Annotated in this window: 16 protein-coding genes; 8 read left to right on the top strand and 8 right to left on the bottom strand. The window is 31.4% G+C overall.

What is annotated here, in order from left to right:
• Positions 1-92 precede the first annotated feature (92 nt).
• The 6 genes from efp to AC1RRN_RS09760 form a co-directional block, all read right to left on the bottom strand.
• Entirely contained in the window at positions 93-659 is a 567-nt protein-coding gene (efp, locus tag AC1RRN_RS09785; RefSeq protein WP_026985157.1) for an elongation factor P, read from the bottom strand.
• 135 nt (positions 660-794) lie between these two features.
• The gene (gene lpxA, locus AC1RRN_RS09780; RefSeq protein WP_017497513.1) at positions 795-1,580 is read right to left on the bottom strand and encodes an acyl-ACP--UDP-N-acetylglucosamine O-acyltransferase; all 786 of its coding nucleotides are present in this window, start codon (positions 1,578-1,580) and stop codon (positions 795-797) included.
• A gap of 72 nt (positions 1,581-1,652) precedes the next feature.
• Positions 1,653-3,041 carry a bifunctional UDP-3-O-[3-hydroxymyristoyl] N-acetylglucosamine deacetylase/3-hydroxyacyl-ACP dehydratase gene (locus tag AC1RRN_RS09775; RefSeq protein ID WP_492967121.1) on the bottom strand — a complete coding sequence of 463 codons (1,389 nt, stop codon included), beginning with the start codon at positions 3,039-3,041 and terminating at the stop codon, positions 1,653-1,655.
• Positions 3,034-4,077: a UDP-3-O-(3-hydroxymyristoyl)glucosamine N-acyltransferase gene (gene lpxD / locus AC1RRN_RS09770; RefSeq protein ID WP_492967120.1), complete on the bottom strand. Its 1,044-nt coding sequence runs from the start codon at positions 4,075-4,077 to the stop codon at positions 3,034-3,036. Before lpxD ends, AC1RRN_RS09775 begins: the two co-directional genes overlap by 8 nt.
• 39 nt (positions 4,078-4,116) lie before the next feature.
• Positions 4,117-5,346: an HD domain-containing protein gene (locus AC1RRN_RS09765; RefSeq protein WP_492967119.1), complete on the bottom strand. Its 1,230-nt coding sequence runs from the start codon at positions 5,344-5,346 to the stop codon at positions 4,117-4,119.
• 244 nt (positions 5,347-5,590) lie between these two features.
• Positions 5,591-6,670, bottom strand: coding sequence for an acyltransferase family protein (locus AC1RRN_RS09760; RefSeq protein ID WP_492967118.1), 1,080 nt, complete (start codon positions 6,668-6,670; stop codon positions 5,591-5,593).
• Between the two features lie 336 nt (positions 6,671-7,006).
• Between AC1RRN_RS09760 and porX the strand changes: the two genes are divergently transcribed.
• The 5 genes from porX to AC1RRN_RS09735 all read left to right on the top strand — a co-directional run bounded on the left by porX (position 7,007) and on the right by AC1RRN_RS09735 (position 11,351).
• On the top strand, positions 7,007-8,560 hold the full coding sequence (porX, locus tag AC1RRN_RS09755) for a T9SS response regulator signal transducer PorX (RefSeq protein WP_492967117.1): 1,554 nt from the start codon (positions 7,007-7,009) through the stop codon (positions 8,558-8,560).
• Positions 8,561-8,664: 104 nt separating this feature from the next.
• Complete coding sequence (gene tsaE, locus AC1RRN_RS09750) at positions 8,665-9,072, top strand: tRNA (adenosine(37)-N6)-threonylcarbamoyltransferase complex ATPase subunit type 1 TsaE (RefSeq protein ID WP_492967116.1); 408 nt, start codon at positions 8,665-8,667, stop codon at positions 9,070-9,072.
• Positions 9,073-9,182: 110 nt separating this feature from the next.
• Positions 9,183-9,656, top strand: a complete 474-nt coding sequence (locus tag AC1RRN_RS09745; RefSeq protein WP_492967115.1) for a GNAT family N-acetyltransferase — start codon at positions 9,183-9,185, stop codon at positions 9,654-9,656.
• 84 nt (positions 9,657-9,740) lie between these two features.
• Entirely contained in the window at positions 9,741-10,940 is a 1,200-nt protein-coding gene (locus AC1RRN_RS09740) for an alanine dehydrogenase (RefSeq protein WP_492967114.1), read from the top strand.
• Between the two features lie 36 nt (positions 10,941-10,976).
• Positions 10,977-11,351, top strand: a complete 375-nt coding sequence (locus AC1RRN_RS09735) for a DUF4258 domain-containing protein (protein WP_492967113.1) — start codon at positions 10,977-10,979, stop codon at positions 11,349-11,351.
• A gap of 73 nt (positions 11,352-11,424) precedes the next feature.
• On the opposite strand, the gene AC1RRN_RS09730 is transcribed toward AC1RRN_RS09735, so the two are convergent.
• Positions 11,425-12,090 (bottom strand): uracil-DNA glycosylase, encoded by a 666-nt coding sequence (locus AC1RRN_RS09730; RefSeq protein ID WP_492967112.1) that lies wholly within the window; start codon positions 12,088-12,090, stop codon positions 11,425-11,427.
• Between the two features lie 126 nt (positions 12,091-12,216).
• Here AC1RRN_RS09730 and AC1RRN_RS09725 point away from each other — a divergent pair, with 126 nt between their 5' ends.
• From AC1RRN_RS09725 to AC1RRN_RS09715, 3 genes are all read left to right on the top strand, one after another.
• Complete coding sequence (locus AC1RRN_RS09725) at positions 12,217-14,382, top strand: endonuclease MutS2 (protein ID WP_492967111.1); 2,166 nt, start codon at positions 12,217-12,219, stop codon at positions 14,380-14,382.
• 254 nt (positions 14,383-14,636) lie between these two features.
• Positions 14,637-15,050, top strand: coding sequence for a thiol-disulfide oxidoreductase DCC family protein (locus tag AC1RRN_RS09720; RefSeq protein WP_492967110.1), 414 nt, complete (start codon positions 14,637-14,639; stop codon positions 15,048-15,050).
• Between the two features lie 120 nt (positions 15,051-15,170).
• Positions 15,171-16,010 (top strand): hypothetical protein, encoded by an 840-nt coding sequence (locus tag AC1RRN_RS09715; RefSeq protein WP_492967109.1) that lies wholly within the window; start codon positions 15,171-15,173, stop codon positions 16,008-16,010.
• Between the two features lie 75 nt (positions 16,011-16,085).
• Here the strand turns inward: AC1RRN_RS09715 and ettA are convergent, their stop codons facing one another.
• Positions 16,086-17,777: an energy-dependent translational throttle protein EttA gene (gene ettA, locus AC1RRN_RS09710; protein WP_026985169.1), complete on the bottom strand. Its 1,692-nt coding sequence runs from the start codon at positions 17,775-17,777 to the stop codon at positions 16,086-16,088.
• Between the last annotated feature and the right edge of the window lie 70 nt (positions 17,778-17,847).

Genomic DNA, 17,847 nt, shown 5'->3' with positions numbered 1-17,847 from the left:
GAAAATGTGTCAATTAGAAAATAAAAATTATTCAATTTCTGCATATGCATCAATTCTCTAATTGACTCATTGACAAATTATCCAATCAAAAATTACTCTTTTACACGCTCCATGTAAGAACCTGAAGCAGTATCAATTTTAATTTTATCACCTTCGTTGATGAATAACGGAACGTTTACAGACGCTCCAGTTTCTACCGTAGCAGATTTTGTTGCATTTGTAGCTGTATTTCCTTTTACTCCAGGCTCTGCATAAGTTACTTCAAGAATTACTGAAGATGGCATATCTACTGATAAAGGCAAATCAGTTTCAGTATTTACCTGAACCATTACACTTGTTCCTTCTTTTAATAATCCCGGAGCATCCAAGATATTTTTATTCAAAGAAATTTGCTCAAAAGATTCTGTATTCATAAAGTGAAACTCATCTCCTTCGGCATATAAAAATTGATAATTATGCGTTTCAACACGTACGTCATCAATTTTATGTCCTGCAGAAAATGTATTATCTAGTACTCTTCCTGTAGTTAAACTTCTTAATTTTGTTCTTACGAAAGCTGGACCTTTTCCAGGTTTTACGTGAAGAAATTCAACAATTTTATAAATATCGTGATTGAATTTAATACACAATCCGTTTCTAATATCTGATGTAGATGCCATTTTATTTAATTTTAGATTTTTGAATGTAGATCTTAGATTAAAAAAGAATCCATAATCTGCATTTTATTATTTTTTATTTATTTGTGCTTTAATGATGAAGTAAGAAATCTAAAATCAGATATCTAAACTCTAAAATTAATAGTTTCCTGAATAACCTTTCATAATTCCTCTTGATGAATTTCTGATAAAATCTAAAATTTCATCTCTCTCAGGAGTAGCTTCCATTTCTGCTTCAATAATACTTAAAGCCTGAGTAGTATTGTAGTTTTTTTGATATAAAATCCTGTAAATTTCCTGAATTTCTCTGATTTTTTCTGTGCTAAAACCTCTTCTTCTTAAACCAACTGAATTGATTCCAACATATGATAAAGGTTCTTTAGCAGCTTTTGTATAAGGCGGAACATCTTTTCTAACCAAAGATCCACCAGAAATCATAGCGTGATCTCCAATGTGAATAAATTGATGAATCGCTGCCAAACCTCCAATTACTGCATGATTTCCAACAACCACGTGACCTGCCAAAGCAACTCCGTTTACAATAATGGCATTATTTCCAATTTCACAATCATGTGCAATATGTGCATAAGCCATAACTAAACAATTGTTTCCCAGAATAGTTTGTCCAGATGCAACTGTACCTCTATTTATAGTAACACACTCTCTAATTGTACAATTATCTCCAATAATGGCAAGAGAATCTTCCCCACCAAACTTTAAATCTTGTGGCACTGCAGAAATTACCGCTCCTGGAAAAATATTACAATTTTTACCAATTCGAGCGCCTTCCATAATGGTCACATTTGAACCAATCCAGGTACCATCACCAATAATAACATTATTGTGAATTGTTGTAAAAGGTTCAATTACAACGTTTTTAGCGATTTTAGCGCCAGGATGAACATATGCTAATGGTTGATTCATCTGTATGTTTTATATTTTAAATTAAAATAGTCTAATTTGGGCAACAAACGTAAACAATAATTTTCATTAATATTATTGTTTTTTTACAATTTGGGCCATTAATTCTGCCTCAGTAACTAATTTACCATTTGCGTATGCATTTGCCTGCATATGACAAATTCCTCTTCTGATTGGAGAAATTAGTTCGCATTTGAAAATTAATGTATCACCTGGCAACACTTTGTGTTTGAATTTAACATTATCTATTTTCATAAAATAAGTCAAATAATTTTCAGGATCCGGAACTGTGCTTAATACCAAAATTCCTCCTGTTTGTGCCATAGCTTCAACAATTAAAACTCCCGGCATTACTGGAGCCTCAGGAAAGTGACCAACGAAGAAATTCTCATTCATCGTTACGTTTTTTAAACCTACAACATGACGATCAGACATTTCTATAATTCTGTCAATCAACAAAAATGGTGGTCGGTGTGGTAACATCGCCATGATTTTGTGAATATCCATCAAAGGTTCTTTGTTCAAATCATAAACCGGCACGTGATTTCTTTGCTCAATTTTGATGATTTTTCCAATCTTTTTAGCAAATTGAGTATTTACGTAATGACCTGGTTTGTTTGCTATAATTTTTCCTTGAATCCTTACCCCAATTAAAGCTAAGTCTCCAACAACATCTAATAATTTGTGACGAGCAGCTTCGTTTGGATAATGTAAAGTCAGGTTATCTAAAACACCGTTTGGCTTTACAGAAATTTTATCTTTACCAAAAGCTTTCTTTAAATTTTCCATTGTAGAATCAGAGATTTCTTTATCTACATACACAATTGCGTTATTTAAATCTCCACCTTTAATTAGTCCGTTTTCTAATAAAGATTCTAATTCATGTAAAAAACTAAAAGTTCTTGAATTAGCAATTTCTTCTTTAAAATCGGCTATGCTTTTCATGGTTGCATTTTGTGTACCCAATACTTTAGTACCAAAATCAACCATTGCAGTAACTTGATAATCATCGCTTGGCATTACCAGAATTTCACTACCTGTAGCTTCATCAGTAAAAGAAATTACTTCTTTTACTACATAAACATTACGTTTAGCATCTTGTTCTTCGATTCCGGCTTTTTCTATTGCTTCAACAAAATATTTTGAAGAACCATCCATAATTGGTAGTTCTGAAGCATTTAATTCTATGATAACATTATCCAAATCACAACCTACCAATGCGGCAAGCACGTGCTCTGGAGTCTGAATTTTTACACCTAATTTTTCTAAATTGGTTCCTCTTTGTGTATTAACAACATAATTAGCATCAGCTTCAATCACTGGCTGACCTTGCAAATCTACTCTTACAAAAGTGAAACCATTATTAATTGGAGCTGGTTTAAAAGTCATTGTAACTTCTTTTCCAGTGTGTAATCCAACTCCTGTTAGTGAAATTTCATTTTTGATGGTCTTCTGTTTAACCATTATTTCCATTTTTTGGGTTTATTATTTGTTTTTTTAATTCATCCAGTTCGGACACAATTTTGGGTAAATTTTTAAAATGTACATATGATTTATTAAAATCAGTATATCCAAGTGATGGCGTTCCTTGCAATATTTCATCATCTTTGATGTTTCTTGCTACTCCTGATTGAGCCTGAAGCCTAACATTATTCCCTATAATTAAGTGTCCTGCAATACCAACTTGCCCGCCAATCATACAGTTTTCCCCAATTTTTGTAGAACCAGCAACGCCCGATTGGGCAGCAATTACAGTATTTTTACCAATTTCTACATTATGTGCAATCTGAATCTGATTGTCTAATTTTACTCCTTTTCTAATAATAGTAGAACCAAGAGTAGCTCTGTCAATTGTAGTATTAGCACCAATATCTACATTGTCTTCTATAATTACATTCCCAATTTGAGGAACTTTACTATATACACCTTCTTCATCTGGCACAAAACCAAAACCATCAGCACCTATTATAGTTCCTGAATGAATGGTACAATTATTTCCTATTACTGTTTCTGAATATATTTTAGCTCCGGCAAAAATATACACATTGTCGCCAATGACAACATTATCACCAATAAAACTGTTGGGATAAATTTTCACATTATCACCTAAAACTACATTTTGTCCTATATAACTAAAACTTCCTAAATATAAATTTTCACCATATTTAGTTCCTTCAGAAATAAAAGACTGGGCTTCTATTCCGTTTTTATTCAACTTTACCTGATTGTAAAACTGTAAAAGCTTAGAAAAAGACGCATACGCATCTTCAACTTTTATTAAGGTTGTAGTAATTTCCTGTTCTGGTATAAAGCTGTCATTCACAATTGTTACTGAAGCCTTTGTAGTATATATGTAGTTGATATATTTGGGATTAGCCAAAAAAGTAAGCGATCCTTCCTCGCCTTCTTCGATTTTAGATAGTCGGGAAACTTCGGCATTGGGATTCCCAACAACTTCTCCTTCTAAAATTCCTGCTATTTGTTCTGCTGTAAATTTCATTGCGACAAAAATATAAAAAATAGATTTTAAATGTTAATTTTAGATAAGTTGTTTTGGAAAACAGATGTAATATTTTGTCACCAATTTAGATAACGATTTCAAATTCAACTGATCAGACGCTTCTACAACATCTTCAATTGTTTTATCTTTTTTCAAAATTCGTATCGGTTCAGCCTCTTTGCTATAAGCCTGGTTTTTAATTTTTCCTCTAAAAATAAAATACCCGGCTTCTAATTGCGAAATATGATGTTCTTCGGCAAACTCTTCTTTCATAGATTGCGATTCCTCCATTGGAATCTTCTCGGCACTCAATTTAATCTTCAATAAATCTCTGTTAATGATCATTTTACTTAAAGTAGAAAGTACAAAATCATCTTGCTTTTGCCATGCTTTTAAGGCACTTATAATATCAAAATCATCCAATTGAGAGAATAAATCTAATTTTTCAGCATCAAAATCTTCTAAAGTAACTTTGTTTTTCATAAAAAAAGAAAGTGGTTCACTGCAAGGCAGAGAGATTCCTTTTAATGTTAGTTCTTTTGCTCTTTTTAGTACTTTCATTAAGATTAGTTCGGCAACTAAACTAGTTTTATGCAAATAAGCCTGCCAATACATTAATCTTCTGGAAAGTAAGAATTTTTCTACTGAATAAATTCCTTTTTCTTCAATAACTAATACACCATCAACAACATTCATCATTTGAATCAATCGCTCTGAATTGACATTTCCTTCTGCAACTCCGGTATAAAAACTATCACGTTTTAAATAATCCATTCGATCCATATCTAATTGACTAGAAATCAATTGCAACATGAATTTTCTATGATATTCACCTTTAAAAACCTGAATAGCCAAACTTAATTTTCCATCAAATTCTTCATTAAGCTGATTCATAAATAATAATGAGATAGCCTCATGATTCACGTCTTCAACAATACTTTTTTCCATAGCATGCGAAAACGGACCATGTCCAATATCATGTAATAAAATAGCTATCAATAGAGCGCATTCTTCTTCCTGAGAAATTGCAACTCCTTTAAAACGAAGTGTTTCAACTGCTTTCTGCATCAAATGCATGCATCCTAAAGCATGGTGCAAGCGCGTATGATTAGCACCCGGATAAACCAAATACGATAGTCCCATTTGCGAAATACGGCGTAAACGCTGAAAATATGGGTGTTGAATTAAATCGTAAATAAGTTCGTTCGGGATTGAAATAAACCCGTAAATGGGATCATTAAATATTTTTAACTTGTTGATATGAGTCACTATTTGGTTATTTTTTTGGTCAACAAATATAAGTAATTTAGATTTTAAAATTGGAAACATTTAGAATACAGTCCGAAACATTTTTTCTAAACTCCGTTTTCATAATTTAAAAAAATATCTTACAAAATAAATCTATTTTTTCAATACAAAATCACTTTTTATTCAAAAATTTCTTTAGAATAATTACTTCCTCTTTGAATAATTTATTGTTGTTTTTTCAAACCAAATAATTTTAATTTTAAAATTAAGCCTTCTTTCTTTTATCAGTTAAATATTTTCGAAGTGGAATATCATAAAAGGTCATTACTAAATACGCAAATCCAACCAAAAGAATGGTTCCTGTAATTATGATAAAAGCCAATTGATTTGTCTGTGGTTTGTATTTTGTGTAATAATTTAAAAACATCCAAATTACCATATAGTGTGTCATATATAAAGGATATGAAATTTTACCGGAGAAGACACAGACCTTTCTCAACCCTTTTGTTAGTGTAGCTCCCGCTCCTAAAACAATCAATAAAGGAAAATATAATAATACAATTATAGGTTCCATAAGCCAGTTCCAATCTGTAAAAGGCATTAATAAAGCAAACAAAAGCAATACCGATAAACCTGCAAAACCAAGTTTTGATTTGATAATCCAATTAGAGCGATAGATCAACATTCCGGCTAAAAATGAATACGAAATACGAGCACTACCATCCCAAAAACTAGCGTCACCCCATCCTCCCATTAACGAACCGCCGGCATGATAACTAGCATAACAAATTCCGATAGCAGCCAGAATCGTTAATAAAAATAACGAACGCTGACTTAGCTTATATAAAAAAAGAGCATAAAATATATTGGCTACATATTCCCAAAATAAAGACCAGGCAGGAGCATTTAAACCAAATAAGTTAAACGAGCGTTCTGCCATTACCGGAAAAGGGATTAGAAGAATAGAACTTAAAAATATCAAAATCAATTTACCTGTTTCATAAGTTTCAGACTGATTTCTAAATGGATCAAAAAGGAAAGCCAACAGCCCCAATACTGATCCAAAAATAACCAAAGGATGCAATCTGATAAGTCTTGATTTAAAAAATTCGAAAATTCCCATTTTTTCAATACGATCATTATAGGCATAAGCGATAACGAATCCGGATAAACAAAAGAAAAAATCAACCGCAAGAAAACCATGTGCGAAAAAATTTTCTTTGGGCATATACACCATTTCCATAAAATGAAAAAGCACAACTACTAAAGCAGCTATGCCTCTTAACCCGTCCAGAATCTCAAAATGTTGTTTCGTCTTTAAAACCGCAGCATCAATGTTTGTCATATTTCTTATTCTTAATCTTTGTTCTTTTAAAAAAGTAGTATTTCTTATTTTTACGAAAATATAAAAAAACAAATACTATCACCTAATAACACTTTATTTTTAGAAAATTTTAATTGTTACTAAAAATATTGAAGTTCTGTAAAAACAGTTTTATACCGTTAGAGGGCAATTTTTATTTAAAAACTTGAATTATAATATATATTGATTTTCAAATCAATACCTCAATTAAAAAAAGATTTTAATCAAAAAACAGCATTAGATATTCTGAATTTTATACTATTTTTAATACTTTTTAAGTTCTATACTTCTAAATTGCATTAAAATTAAAATACGTTTATGGACAAGATAAAAATACTTTGGGTCGATGATGAAATCGATCTTTTAAAGCCACATATATTATTTCTGGAGAAAAAAAACTACGCTGTAACTACTTGCAATAATGGCTTAGATGCTATTGCTTTGTTTGAAGAAGACAATTTTGACATTGTTTTTTTGGATGAAAATATGCCGGGAATGAGTGGCTTGGAAACACTTTCAGAAATGAAAGAAAAAAAATCGGCCATTCCGATGATTATGATTACCAAAAGTGAGGAAGAATATATAATGGAAGAAGCCATTGGTTCTAAAATTGCTGATTATTTAATAAAACCTGTAAATCCAAATCAGATTTTGTTGAGTTTAAAAAAGAATCTGGATCATTCTCGCTTAATTTCTGAGAAAACAACTTTAGATTATCAAAAGGAATTCCGTAAAATTTCAATGGAACTAGCAATGGTTAATTCTTTTGAAGATTGGGTTGAATTGTATAAAAAACTGATTTTTTGGGAATTAGAATTGGAAAACATTAACGATCAGGGAATGATTGAAATACTTGAATCTCAAAAGATTGAAGCCAATTCACAATTCGGAAAATATATCGAAAGAAATTACGAAGACTGGTTTGCTCCAAAAGCAGACAAACCAATTCAATCGCACAATTTATTTAAGGAATTAGTAGTTCCTGAGCTCAAGAAAAAAGACAAACCAATTTTGTTTGTTGTTATTGATAATTTGCGTTACGATCAATGGAAATCATTTGAAACTGTTGTTTCTAACTATTATAAATTAGAAAAAGAAGTTCCTTATTTCTCCATTCTTCCAACTGCAACACAATATGCCAGAAATGCCATTTTCTCTGGATTGTTACCAATAGAAATGGAAAAACAATTTCCACAATATTGGAAAAACGACGTTGAAGACGGCGGTAAAAATCTTTACGAAGCCGAATTTCTTTCTGCTCAATTAAAACGTTTAGGATTAAACATTAAGGAAGATTATTTTAAAATCACAAATTATGCAGGTGGTAAAAAACTGGCAGAGAATTTCAAAGCATTAAAAGGCAATGATTTAGTAACTGTGGTTTACAATTTTGTAGACATGCTATCGCACGCTAAAACCGAAATGGAAGTGGTAAAAGAGCTTGCTTCTGACGATAAAGCGTATCGCTCATTGACTTTAAGCTGGTTTAAAAACTCTCCTCTTTTAGAAATTATTCAACAGGCACAACTTTTAGGTTTCAAATTAATCCTGACAACAGATCACGGAACAATTAATGTAAAAAACCCTTCTAAAGTTGTGGGAGATAAAAATACAAGTCTAAATTTACGTTACAAGACGGGACGTAGTTTGACTTACGAACAAAAAGATGTATACGTTGTAAAAGAGCCAAAAGACATTGGTTTGCCAGCTATTAATATGAGTAGTTCGTTTATATTCGCTAAAAATGATTTCTTTTTAGCGTATGTAAATAACTATAATCACTATGTCAGTTATTACAGAAATACCTATCAGCATGGTGGAATTTCATTAGAAGAAATGATTATTCCATTTTTGGTTTTCAATCCTAAGTAGAAAAAGTCGCCACGAATTGCACAAATTTTTACTATTTTTTAAGTTAAAAAAGTAAAGTTTAATTCATGAAAATTTATGAAATTCGTGGCCAAAAAAAATACAAAATGAATATCGTTTTTTCATTAGATCAAATTCAGGAAGTAGCAGAGCAAATTATAGCTTCAAATTCAAAAAAAATCATTCTTTTTAACGGAGAAATGGGTGTTGGAAAAACTACTTTAATCAAACAATTATGCAAAAGTTTAGGAGTTCAGGATGCCACAAGTAGTCCAACCTTTTCTTTAGTTAATGAATATTATACTTCTAACAATCAAATTGTTTATCATTTCGATTTCTACAGATTAAACAAAGAAACTGAAGCGCTTGATATGGGCGTTGATGATTATTTGTACTCTGGAAATTGGTGTTTTATTGAATGGTCTGAAAAAATTGCCAGTTTAATTCCTGAAGATCATTCTACAGTTACAATTGAGTTATTGGCAGATGGAAAGAGAGAACTGAAATTAATTTAAATTCCACCGAGATCCACAAAGCTTACATTAAGATTTGCAAAGTTTTTTAAAATATTTCTTTGTGTAGCTCTGTGTAAGCTTTGCGGATCTCTGTGAAACAATATACAATAATGAATACCCAAAATATAGTAGAAATAATCCCCTTTTCTTCAGATTTAAAAGAATACATCAAGATCTTGAATATAGAATGGCTCGAGAAGTATTTTAGAGTTGAAGAAAAAGATGAATTAGTACTTTCTAATCCACAGGAAGAAATTATAGATAAAGGCGGAATGATTTTTTACGCTAAATACAATGATGAAATCCTGGGAACAGTTTCTTTAATGAAAATTGATGAAGACACTTTCGAACTGAGCAAAATGGCTGTTTCGGACAAAGCACAAGGCCTGGGAATTGGAAATAAATTATTAATTCATAGTATTGCTGTCGCAGAAGAAAATAACATCAAAAAATTACTTTTATATTCAAACAGAATTTTACTGCCCGCACTTCATTTATATAAAAAATTTGGTTTTGTTGAAGTTCCATTAGGAGATGTGAGCTACGAAAGAGCCGACATAAAAATGGAAAAAACAATCTCTTAATATTGACTTTTAGTATTAGCAGAATATTTGCACTAATTTTAAAACTTTTTACGTAATTTGTACTCTTAATTTTTTGCACAACCCATGTCAATTACCTTAACTCCATTTACGAAACAACAATTGTTACCACAAGAAGAAAAACTTGAAGTGGGCCGATTTAAAAGAGAGCTTTTCATAGGGATACCTAAAGAAACCAGTTATCAGGAACGTCGTATTTGCCTGACGCCAGACGCCGTAAATTCACTTACATACGAAGGGCATCGTGTAATGATTGAATCTGGTGCCGGAGAGAGTTCGAGTTATTCTGACAAGGAATATAGTGATGCTGGTGCAGAAGTAACAAAAGACACTAAAAAGGTTTTTGGCTGCCCGATGCTACTAAAAGTAGAGCCGCCTACTTTGGCTGAAATCAAAATGATTAATCCGGAAACTATTATTATTTCGGCTATTCAGTTAAAAACAAAAAAGAAAGAATACTTTGAAGCTTTGGCTCAAAAAAAGATAACAGCATTAGCTTTTGAATATATTAAAGACGAAGACGGCTCTTATCCTGCGGTTAAATCTTTAAGTGAAATTGCAGGAACTGCTTCTGTCCTTATTGCAGCGGAATTAATGATTACTGATGAATTTGGGAAAGGGTTATTATTCGGTAACATTACCGGCGTCCCTCCTACTGAAGTCGTAATTTTAGGTGCCGGAACAGTAGGCGAATTTGCTGCTAAAACTGCTATTGGACTTGGCGCAAACGTGAAAGTTTTTGATAATTCCATCACAAAATTGCGTCGTTTACAAAATAATTTAAATCAAAGAATTTTTACATCAACAGTTCAGCAAAAAGCATTATTAAAAGCTTTAAGACGTTGTGATGTCGCAATTGGTGCGATGCGAGGTAAAGAGCGTTGTCCTATTATAGTAACTGAAACTATGGTGGAACACATGAAAAAAGGTGCAGTGATTGTCGATGTTAGCATAGATACTGGAGGATGCTTTGAAACTTCAGAAGTGACAACACACGAAAAACCTACTTTTATAAAAAGCAATGTTTTACACTATTGTGTACCTAATATACCATCAAGATATTCTAAAACTGCTTCATTATCAATTAGTAACATATTAACTCCCTACTTACTTCAGATAGCCGATGATGGTGGTTTAGAAAGTTCTATCAGATGCAATAAAGGCTTAAAAAACGGAATTTATTTATACCACGGAATCCTAACAAATAAAGCAATTGGCGATTGGTTTGATTTACCAGACAACGATATTAATTTACTTGTATTTTAAAGGAACTTTAGTGTACCTTTGCAAAAATTTTATTTCATGAAGTTCGTACATCGTTTTGCTTATTATTTGATTGGTTTGATTATGGGATGCTTTTTTGTAGCCCTTGTTTTTAGTGGAAAAGACACTCGTTGCAACTACTTTCCAAATGCAAGAGTTTTAAATAATTTGCGTACAAAACCTTTTCAATATTCAGATAAAGCAATTCAGACTTTGAACGAAAAATGGATTGATACTGCAGATATCAAAAACACATTAACTTACGGAGATGTAGATTTTGACCAAAGTAATGTTCCGTTCAAAACTGGAAAATTATATATCATTGAAGGCAAAACAGTAAAAAATCAAGAGATTATTCTAAAAGTAGTAAACTACGAAAAGAAAGCTGTTTTAGAAGAAATCATAAAAAAATAAATAAAGAGTAACACAAATTTCACGGATTTTCACTAAATAGTAATTTGTGATAATCCGTGAAATTTGTATTTATTTACCACTCAATTTCCTTAAGTCCTTTTGATTTCAGAAAAGCATTTGTTTGGCTAAAGTGTTTATTTCCAAACCAAAATCCTCTGTTAGCGCTTAAAGGCGACGGATGTCCCGATTTTAAAATATGGTGCTTTGAAGAATTAATCAAAGTTGCCTTCTTTTGTGCAAAACCTCCCCACAGCAAGAAAACAACATTTTCTTTTTCAGCAGAAATTTGTTTAATGACAGCATCAGTAAATTTTTCCCAACCCTTTCCCTGATGGCTTCCAGCTTCTGATTGTCGTACTGTTAAAGTTGCATTTAAAAGAAAAACACCCTGATCTGCCCATCGTTCTAAATTACCGGTTTTAGGCAATGGTACGTTAAATTCATTCTGAATTTCTTTGAATATATTCTGAAGTGATGGTGGAAAAGGAATTCCATCATTTACAGAAAAACATAAACCATTTGCCTGATTTGGCCCATGATAAGGATCTTGGCCAATTATGACAACTTTTACTTCATCAAAATGGCAATGATCAAAGGCAGAAAAAATTTGATTTCCTTTTGGATAACAAACTTTAGTTGCATATTCCGATTTTACAAAATCAATTAATGCCTTGAAATATGGTTTTTCAAATTCTTCATTCAAAACTGGTATCCATGAAGAGTGCATTTTTACGTCCATAACTTTTTTTATGCGAATTTCAGAAATTAATACTTAAAATCATATTTACAAGAACATAATTAAACATCAAGTTATATCAATCATAATGTTTTCGTACTTTTGCTTTTACTTTCATAAAGAAATTAAATGATCAGTATTACCGAAAAAACATTACAAGATTTACAATTTCCAACAGTGCTCGAAACTATTTCTGCAGGCTGTAATACAGATATTGGAAAAGAAAAAGCTTTACAAATAATACCATTTAGAGACAAAGAAACTTTGATGCAGGCTTTGATGCAAACATCAGAATATGTTTCTTCTTTTCAAAATAATAACGCAATTCCAAATCATGGATTTGATGCCATAACGCACGAAATCAAATTCCTGGCTATTGAAGATAGTTTTCTGGAAGTAGGCAGTTTTAGAAAAATTGCGACTCTTTCCTCTACGTCAAATTTCTTATTGAATTTCCTAAAAAAGTTTGATGATTATTATCCGAATCTAAATGCAAGAGCTTCAAGAGTAGAATATACCAAAGATATCGTCACTACAATTGATGCTATTGTTGACAAATATGGAGAAATAAAAGATAATGCTTCACCTGCTTTATTGAGCATTCGCCAAAATATGAATTTGGTTCGTGGTAAAGTAAATCAAAGTTTTGGAGTTGCCTTGACACAATATAATAGTCTTGGTTATTTAGACGATATCAAAGAAAGTTTTGTTCAAAATCGTAGAGTTTTAGCCGTTTTGGCAATGTATCGCCGTAAAGTAAAGGGTTCTATTTTAGGAAGTTCTAAAACCGGAAGTATTGCTTATATTGAACCCGAAGCTACTTTAAAATATTCAAGAGAATTAGCGAATCTGGAGTATGAAGAAAAAGAAGAAATTACCCGAATTTTAAAACAATTATCAAATCAGATTCGTCCGTATTTACCTTTGTTAATTGAGTATCAGGAATTTTTAAGTGATATTGATGTAGTTGCTGGAAAAGCAAAATATGCTAATAGAATTAACGGAATATTACCAACCATTACAGAAGAAAGAAGATTGTTCTTTAGAGAAGCCTATCATCCGATTTTGTATTTGAACAATAAACAGAAAAACGAAATTACACATCCTCAAACTATTGAATTAAAACAAGATAACCGAATAATTGTAATTTCAGGACCTAATGCGGGCGGAAAAACTATTTCGCTAAAAACTGTTGGGTTGTTACAATTGATGTTGCAATCAGGAATGTTGATTCCTGTTCACGAGCGTAGTGAAACTTTCTTGTTTGATAGAATTTTGACTGATATTGGAGACAACCAATCTATTGAAAATCATTTGAGTACTTATAGTTATCGTCTTAAAAACATGAATTATTTCTTAAAAAAATGCAATAAGAAAACCATGTTTCTAATTGACGAATTTGGTACAGGTTCTGATCCGGAATTAGGTGGGGCTTTGGCTGAAATTTTCCTGGAAGAATTTTACCATCGTGAAGCATTTGGAATTATCACCACGCATTATTCAAACTTGAAAATTCTCGCAAACGAATTGCCTTTTGCTACAAATGCGAATATGATGTTTGATGAAAAGTCGCTTGAACCAATGTACAAGCTAGCTTTAGGTCAGGCCGGAAGTTCATTTACTTTTGAAGTTGCATTGAAAAATGGAATCCCATTTGGATTAATCAATCGTGCCAAAAAGAAAATCGAAGTTGGAAAAGTTCGTTTTGACAAAACCATAGCAACTCTTCAAAAAGAGCGTTCTAAATTGGAAAAAACTTCCATCAATTTAAAAGAAGAAGAAACAAGAGCGCGTGAGGAAAGCAAAAAAATGGAAAACATCAATGTAAAAATCAAGCAGAAACTGGAAAGCTATCAGGAATTATATGATAGCAATCAAAAGACAATTTACATTGGTCAGAAAATTGAAGATATCTCGGAGAAATATTTCAACAATAAAAACAAGAAAGAACTTATTGGTGAATTTTTAAAAATCATTGAGATTGAAAATTCAAAACGTAAAAAAGCAACTCCAAAAGAAGCCAAAGCCATAATCGAAAAGAAAAAAGAAGTTATTGCAGAAGTTTCTGTTCAGGTTGAAGAAATTCGAAAAGAGAAAAAAGAAAAGAAATTGAAACCTATTATCGAAAAGCCAAGACCTATTTTAAAAGTTGGCGATCGTGTAAGAATGTTAGATGGACGATCTGTTGGAAGTATCGATGTAATAGAAAAAAATAAAGCAACTGTGAATTACGGAATCTTTACTTCAAAAGTAAGTTTAGATGAATTGGAATTAGTTGAAGCTGCGAAGAAATAATTTTTAAGGTGTAAAATGACTTTTTTGTTCTTAAATTATGATGAAAAATCTTCAGAATTAAAATAAAGCTATTTAATCAAATATCTTCGAAAATACGAGAAAGAAGATCATATATTTTAAAAAATACCTTAAAATTAATTTATGAAAGCTGTTTTTAATTTATAAAACTTATTTAAAATTTATTTTCAATAGATAAAACAAATAATCAAAATAGTCAATTACAAAAGACCTTAAACCTTGATACTTTAAAATTAATGCCCGACTTCCCAAAAAATAAAAAAATAATTCTCTTCGATGGTGTTTGCAATTTATGCAATAGCGCAATTCAGTTTATCATCAAAAATGATAAAAAAGATATTTTTCGTTTTGTGGCTTTGCAATCAGAATTTGGAAACGAAATTTGCAAATACATTGGTGTAGATCAAAATAAGATTGATAGTATTGTTTTATACAATCCTGGCGTGGCTTATTATTATAAATCTGCAGCCGCTATAGAAATTGCAGAAGATTTGGGAGGAATTTATAGTTTGATTTCAATTTTGAAAATCTTTCCTGAAAAACTGAGAAATTACTTTTATGATTATATTGCTAAAAACCGATATAAATGGTATGGCAAAAAAGAGAGCTGCATGATTCCAACTCCAGAATTAAAGGAGAAGTTTTTGTAAACTAATTTACTAATTGGAAACGAATGGAAACTTATGAAGTAAATCATTCCTGAAAATCTAATTTACAAATCTTTTTCTTACTTAAATTTAATTTGTATATTTCTGAATTCAACTAATCACATGAAAATATTAAAATTAATTCCGCTAATCTTTTTATTTACTAGTACCAATTTGTTGGCTCAGTTAATGAATACCAAAGAAATTCATCCCAGTACTTTAGAAAAAGAAAGGAAAATTAGAAGTGAAAATAACATTAGTGAAACCTTTGAGTACACTCAATTGAGAAATAAGGACAGCATCCTGAAGTCTCATAAAACATTTAATAAAAATGGTGAGTTGCTTACCAAAACAGTATTCTCTTCAAAACAAGATACTATAAACTATGTTATGTATGAATATGAAGACGGAAAAGTAATGAAATCAATTATACTTACCAGAGATAAAAATGTGCTGGTTTTTTTAGACATTCGAAACTATTTTTATGATAAAAACGGAAACAACACCGAAATAAAATTCATTAATAAAAATGGAGATACAATTTATCAAAAAATAGACTATTACAGCAATAACTTAAAAAAGACACTACATACAAAATGGCGAAATAATACAACTTTTTCTATTACAGAAGAATATTTTTACTCCGATAATAATTTAGTTAAAACAAAAACATATCTGCCAAATGAGAAGTTGTTTTCTGAGACAGCCTATCAATATGATAATCTTGGAAATTTAGTCGGTGATTACAGATTACTAAACGGAAAAAAAGACGTTATTAGTTTTTATAAATATGATGGAAATAATAATTTAATTGAAAGTGGTTTTAAATTTTCATCTAATAGTTATCCTACTCTTTATAAAACAAAATTCGAATACGACAAAAATAACAATGTCATAAAAGAATACCATACCGGAGATAAAAATAAATATGTTCTTACCATTTCTTATAAAAACTTTGAATAAATTATTTTTATCAATGGACACAAAAAAAGGATGCTAAAATTTTTAGCATCCTTTATCTATTAAAAATTAACTAGATTATCTAATCAACTTTCTATATTTCAAACGTTTCGGAGTTAGATCTCCACCTAAACGTTTCTTTTTATTTTCTTCATATTCAGAGAAACCACCTTCGAAATAATAAACTTCAGAATCTCCTTCAAAAGCCAAAATATGTGTACAAATTCTGTCTAAGAACCATCTGTCGTGCGAAATAATAACAGCACAACCTGCAAAATTCTCTAAACCTTCTTCAAGGGCACGAAGTGTATTTACATCTAAATCATTCGTAGGCTCATCTAATAAAAGTACGTTTCCTTCTTCTTTCAAAGTCATTGCTAAGTGCAAACGGTTACGCTCTCCACCAGACAACATTGAAACTTTTTTATTTTGCTCTCCGCCACCAAAGTTAAAACGAGATAAATAAGCTCTTGAGTTTACTTGTTTTCCACCCATCATAATCAATTCCTGACCGTCAGCAAAGTTTTCCCAGATTGATTTATTTGGATCAATATTAGAGTGAGATTGATCTACGTAAGCGATTTTAACTGTTTCTCCAACTGAAAATTCTCCGCTATCTGTAGCTTGTTCCCCCATAATCATTTTGAAAATAGTCGATTTACCAGCACCGTTTGGTCCAATAATCCCAACAATTCCAGCTTGTGGTAAAGTGAAATTTAAATTATCATACAATAATTTATCTCCAAAAGCTTTGGCAACATTTTTAGCTTCAATAACATTAGTTCCTAAACGTGGACCGTTCGGAATATAGATTTCCAGATTTTCATCCAGTTGTTTTTGGTCTTCATTTAACAATTTGTCGTAATTCTGTAAACGCGCTTTTTGTTTCGTTTGACGGCCTTTTGCTCCCTGACGAACCCAGTCCAGCTCACGTTCTAACGTTTTTCTACGTTTAGATGCTACTTTTTCTTCTTGTGCCATACGACTAGATTTTTGATCTAACCAGGAAGAATAATTCCCTTTCCATGGAATACCTTCTCCTCTATCTAACTCTAAAATCCAACCTGCAACATTATCAAGGAAATATCTATCGTGCGTTACTGCAATTACAGTTCCGGCATATTGTGCTAAATGTTGCTCTAACCAAAGTACAGACTCAGCATCTAAGTGGTTGGTAGGCTCATCCAGTAACAATACATCAGGTTGTTGCAACAACAAACGACATAAAGCTACACGACGGCGCTCACCACCAGAAAGGTTTTTGATTGGCGTATCTCCTTCTGGCGTACGCAAAGCATCCATTGCAATTTCAAGTTTTGTATCGATTTCCCAAGCACCAAGAGCATCAATTTTGTCTTGTAAAGCTGCCTGACGATCCATCAATTTATCCATTTTATCTGGATCTGAATAGTTTTCTTCAAGACCAAATAAATCATTAATTTGATTGTATTCTTCTAAAACTGCCATAGTTTCTGCAGCTCCTTCACGAACAATTTCAATTACCGTTTTAGAATCATCAAGAATTGGTTCTTGCTCTAAATAACCAACAGTATAACCTGGTTGAAAGACAACATCACCTTGATAATTTTTATCTACTCCGGCAATAATTTTTAAAAGAGAAGATTTTCCAGAACCATTAAGTCCTAAAATACCAATTTTAGCTCCATAAAAGAAACTCAAATAAATATTTTTAAGAACTGGTTTGTCTGCTCCCTGATAGGTTTTACTCAATTTTTGCATCGAGAAAATTACTTTCTTATCGTCTGACATTTTTTATATTTTTTATTTATTATTTTATTTTTTATTGACTTCTATATTACAATCGCCTTTTGCAACTGCT

This window comes from Flavobacterium sp. GW821-FHT11G01 (genome assembly GCF_058808175.1).
Note: the sequence above shows the minus strand (reverse complement) of the source record. Positions and strands in the feature narration are given on the sequence as shown.

Coding starts and splice junctions, on each gene's coding strand:
- AC1RRN_RS09760 (WP_492967118.1), bottom strand. CDS start 6,670: ATGACAAACATTGATGCTGCGGTTTTAAAGACGAAACAACATTTTGAG.
- AC1RRN_RS09720 (WP_492967110.1), top strand. CDS start 14,637: ATGCCCGACTTCCCAAAAAATAAAAAAATAATTCTCTTCGATGGTGTT.
- AC1RRN_RS09730 (WP_492967112.1), bottom strand. CDS start 12,090: ATGGACGTAAAAATGCACTCTTCATGGATACCAGTTTTGAATGAAGAA.
- efp (WP_026985157.1), bottom strand. CDS start 659: ATGGCATCTACATCAGATATTAGAAACGGATTGTGTATTAAATTCAAT.
- AC1RRN_RS09715 (WP_492967109.1), top strand. CDS start 15,171: ATGAAAATATTAAAATTAATTCCGCTAATCTTTTTATTTACTAGTACC.
- tsaE (WP_492967116.1), top strand. CDS start 8,665: ATGAATATCGTTTTTTCATTAGATCAAATTCAGGAAGTAGCAGAGCAA.
- ettA (WP_026985169.1), bottom strand. CDS start 17,777: ATGTCAGACGATAAGAAAGTAATTTTCTCGATGCAAAAATTGAGTAAA.
- AC1RRN_RS09735 (WP_492967113.1), top strand. CDS start 10,977: ATGAAGTTCGTACATCGTTTTGCTTATTATTTGATTGGTTTGATTATG.
- AC1RRN_RS09740 (WP_492967114.1), top strand. CDS start 9,741: ATGTCAATTACCTTAACTCCATTTACGAAACAACAATTGTTACCACAA.
- porX (WP_492967117.1), top strand. CDS start 7,007: ATGGACAAGATAAAAATACTTTGGGTCGATGATGAAATCGATCTTTTA.
- AC1RRN_RS09725 (WP_492967111.1), top strand. CDS start 12,217: ATGATCAGTATTACCGAAAAAACATTACAAGATTTACAATTTCCAACA.
- lpxA (WP_017497513.1), bottom strand. CDS start 1,580: ATGAATCAACCATTAGCATATGTTCATCCTGGCGCTAAAATCGCTAAA.
- AC1RRN_RS09775 (WP_492967121.1), bottom strand. CDS start 3,041: ATGGTTAAACAGAAGACCATCAAAAATGAAATTTCACTAACAGGAGTT.
- AC1RRN_RS09745 (WP_492967115.1), top strand. CDS start 9,183: ATGAATACCCAAAATATAGTAGAAATAATCCCCTTTTCTTCAGATTTA.
- lpxD (WP_492967120.1), bottom strand. CDS start 4,077: ATGAAATTTACAGCAGAACAAATAGCAGGAATTTTAGAAGGAGAAGTT.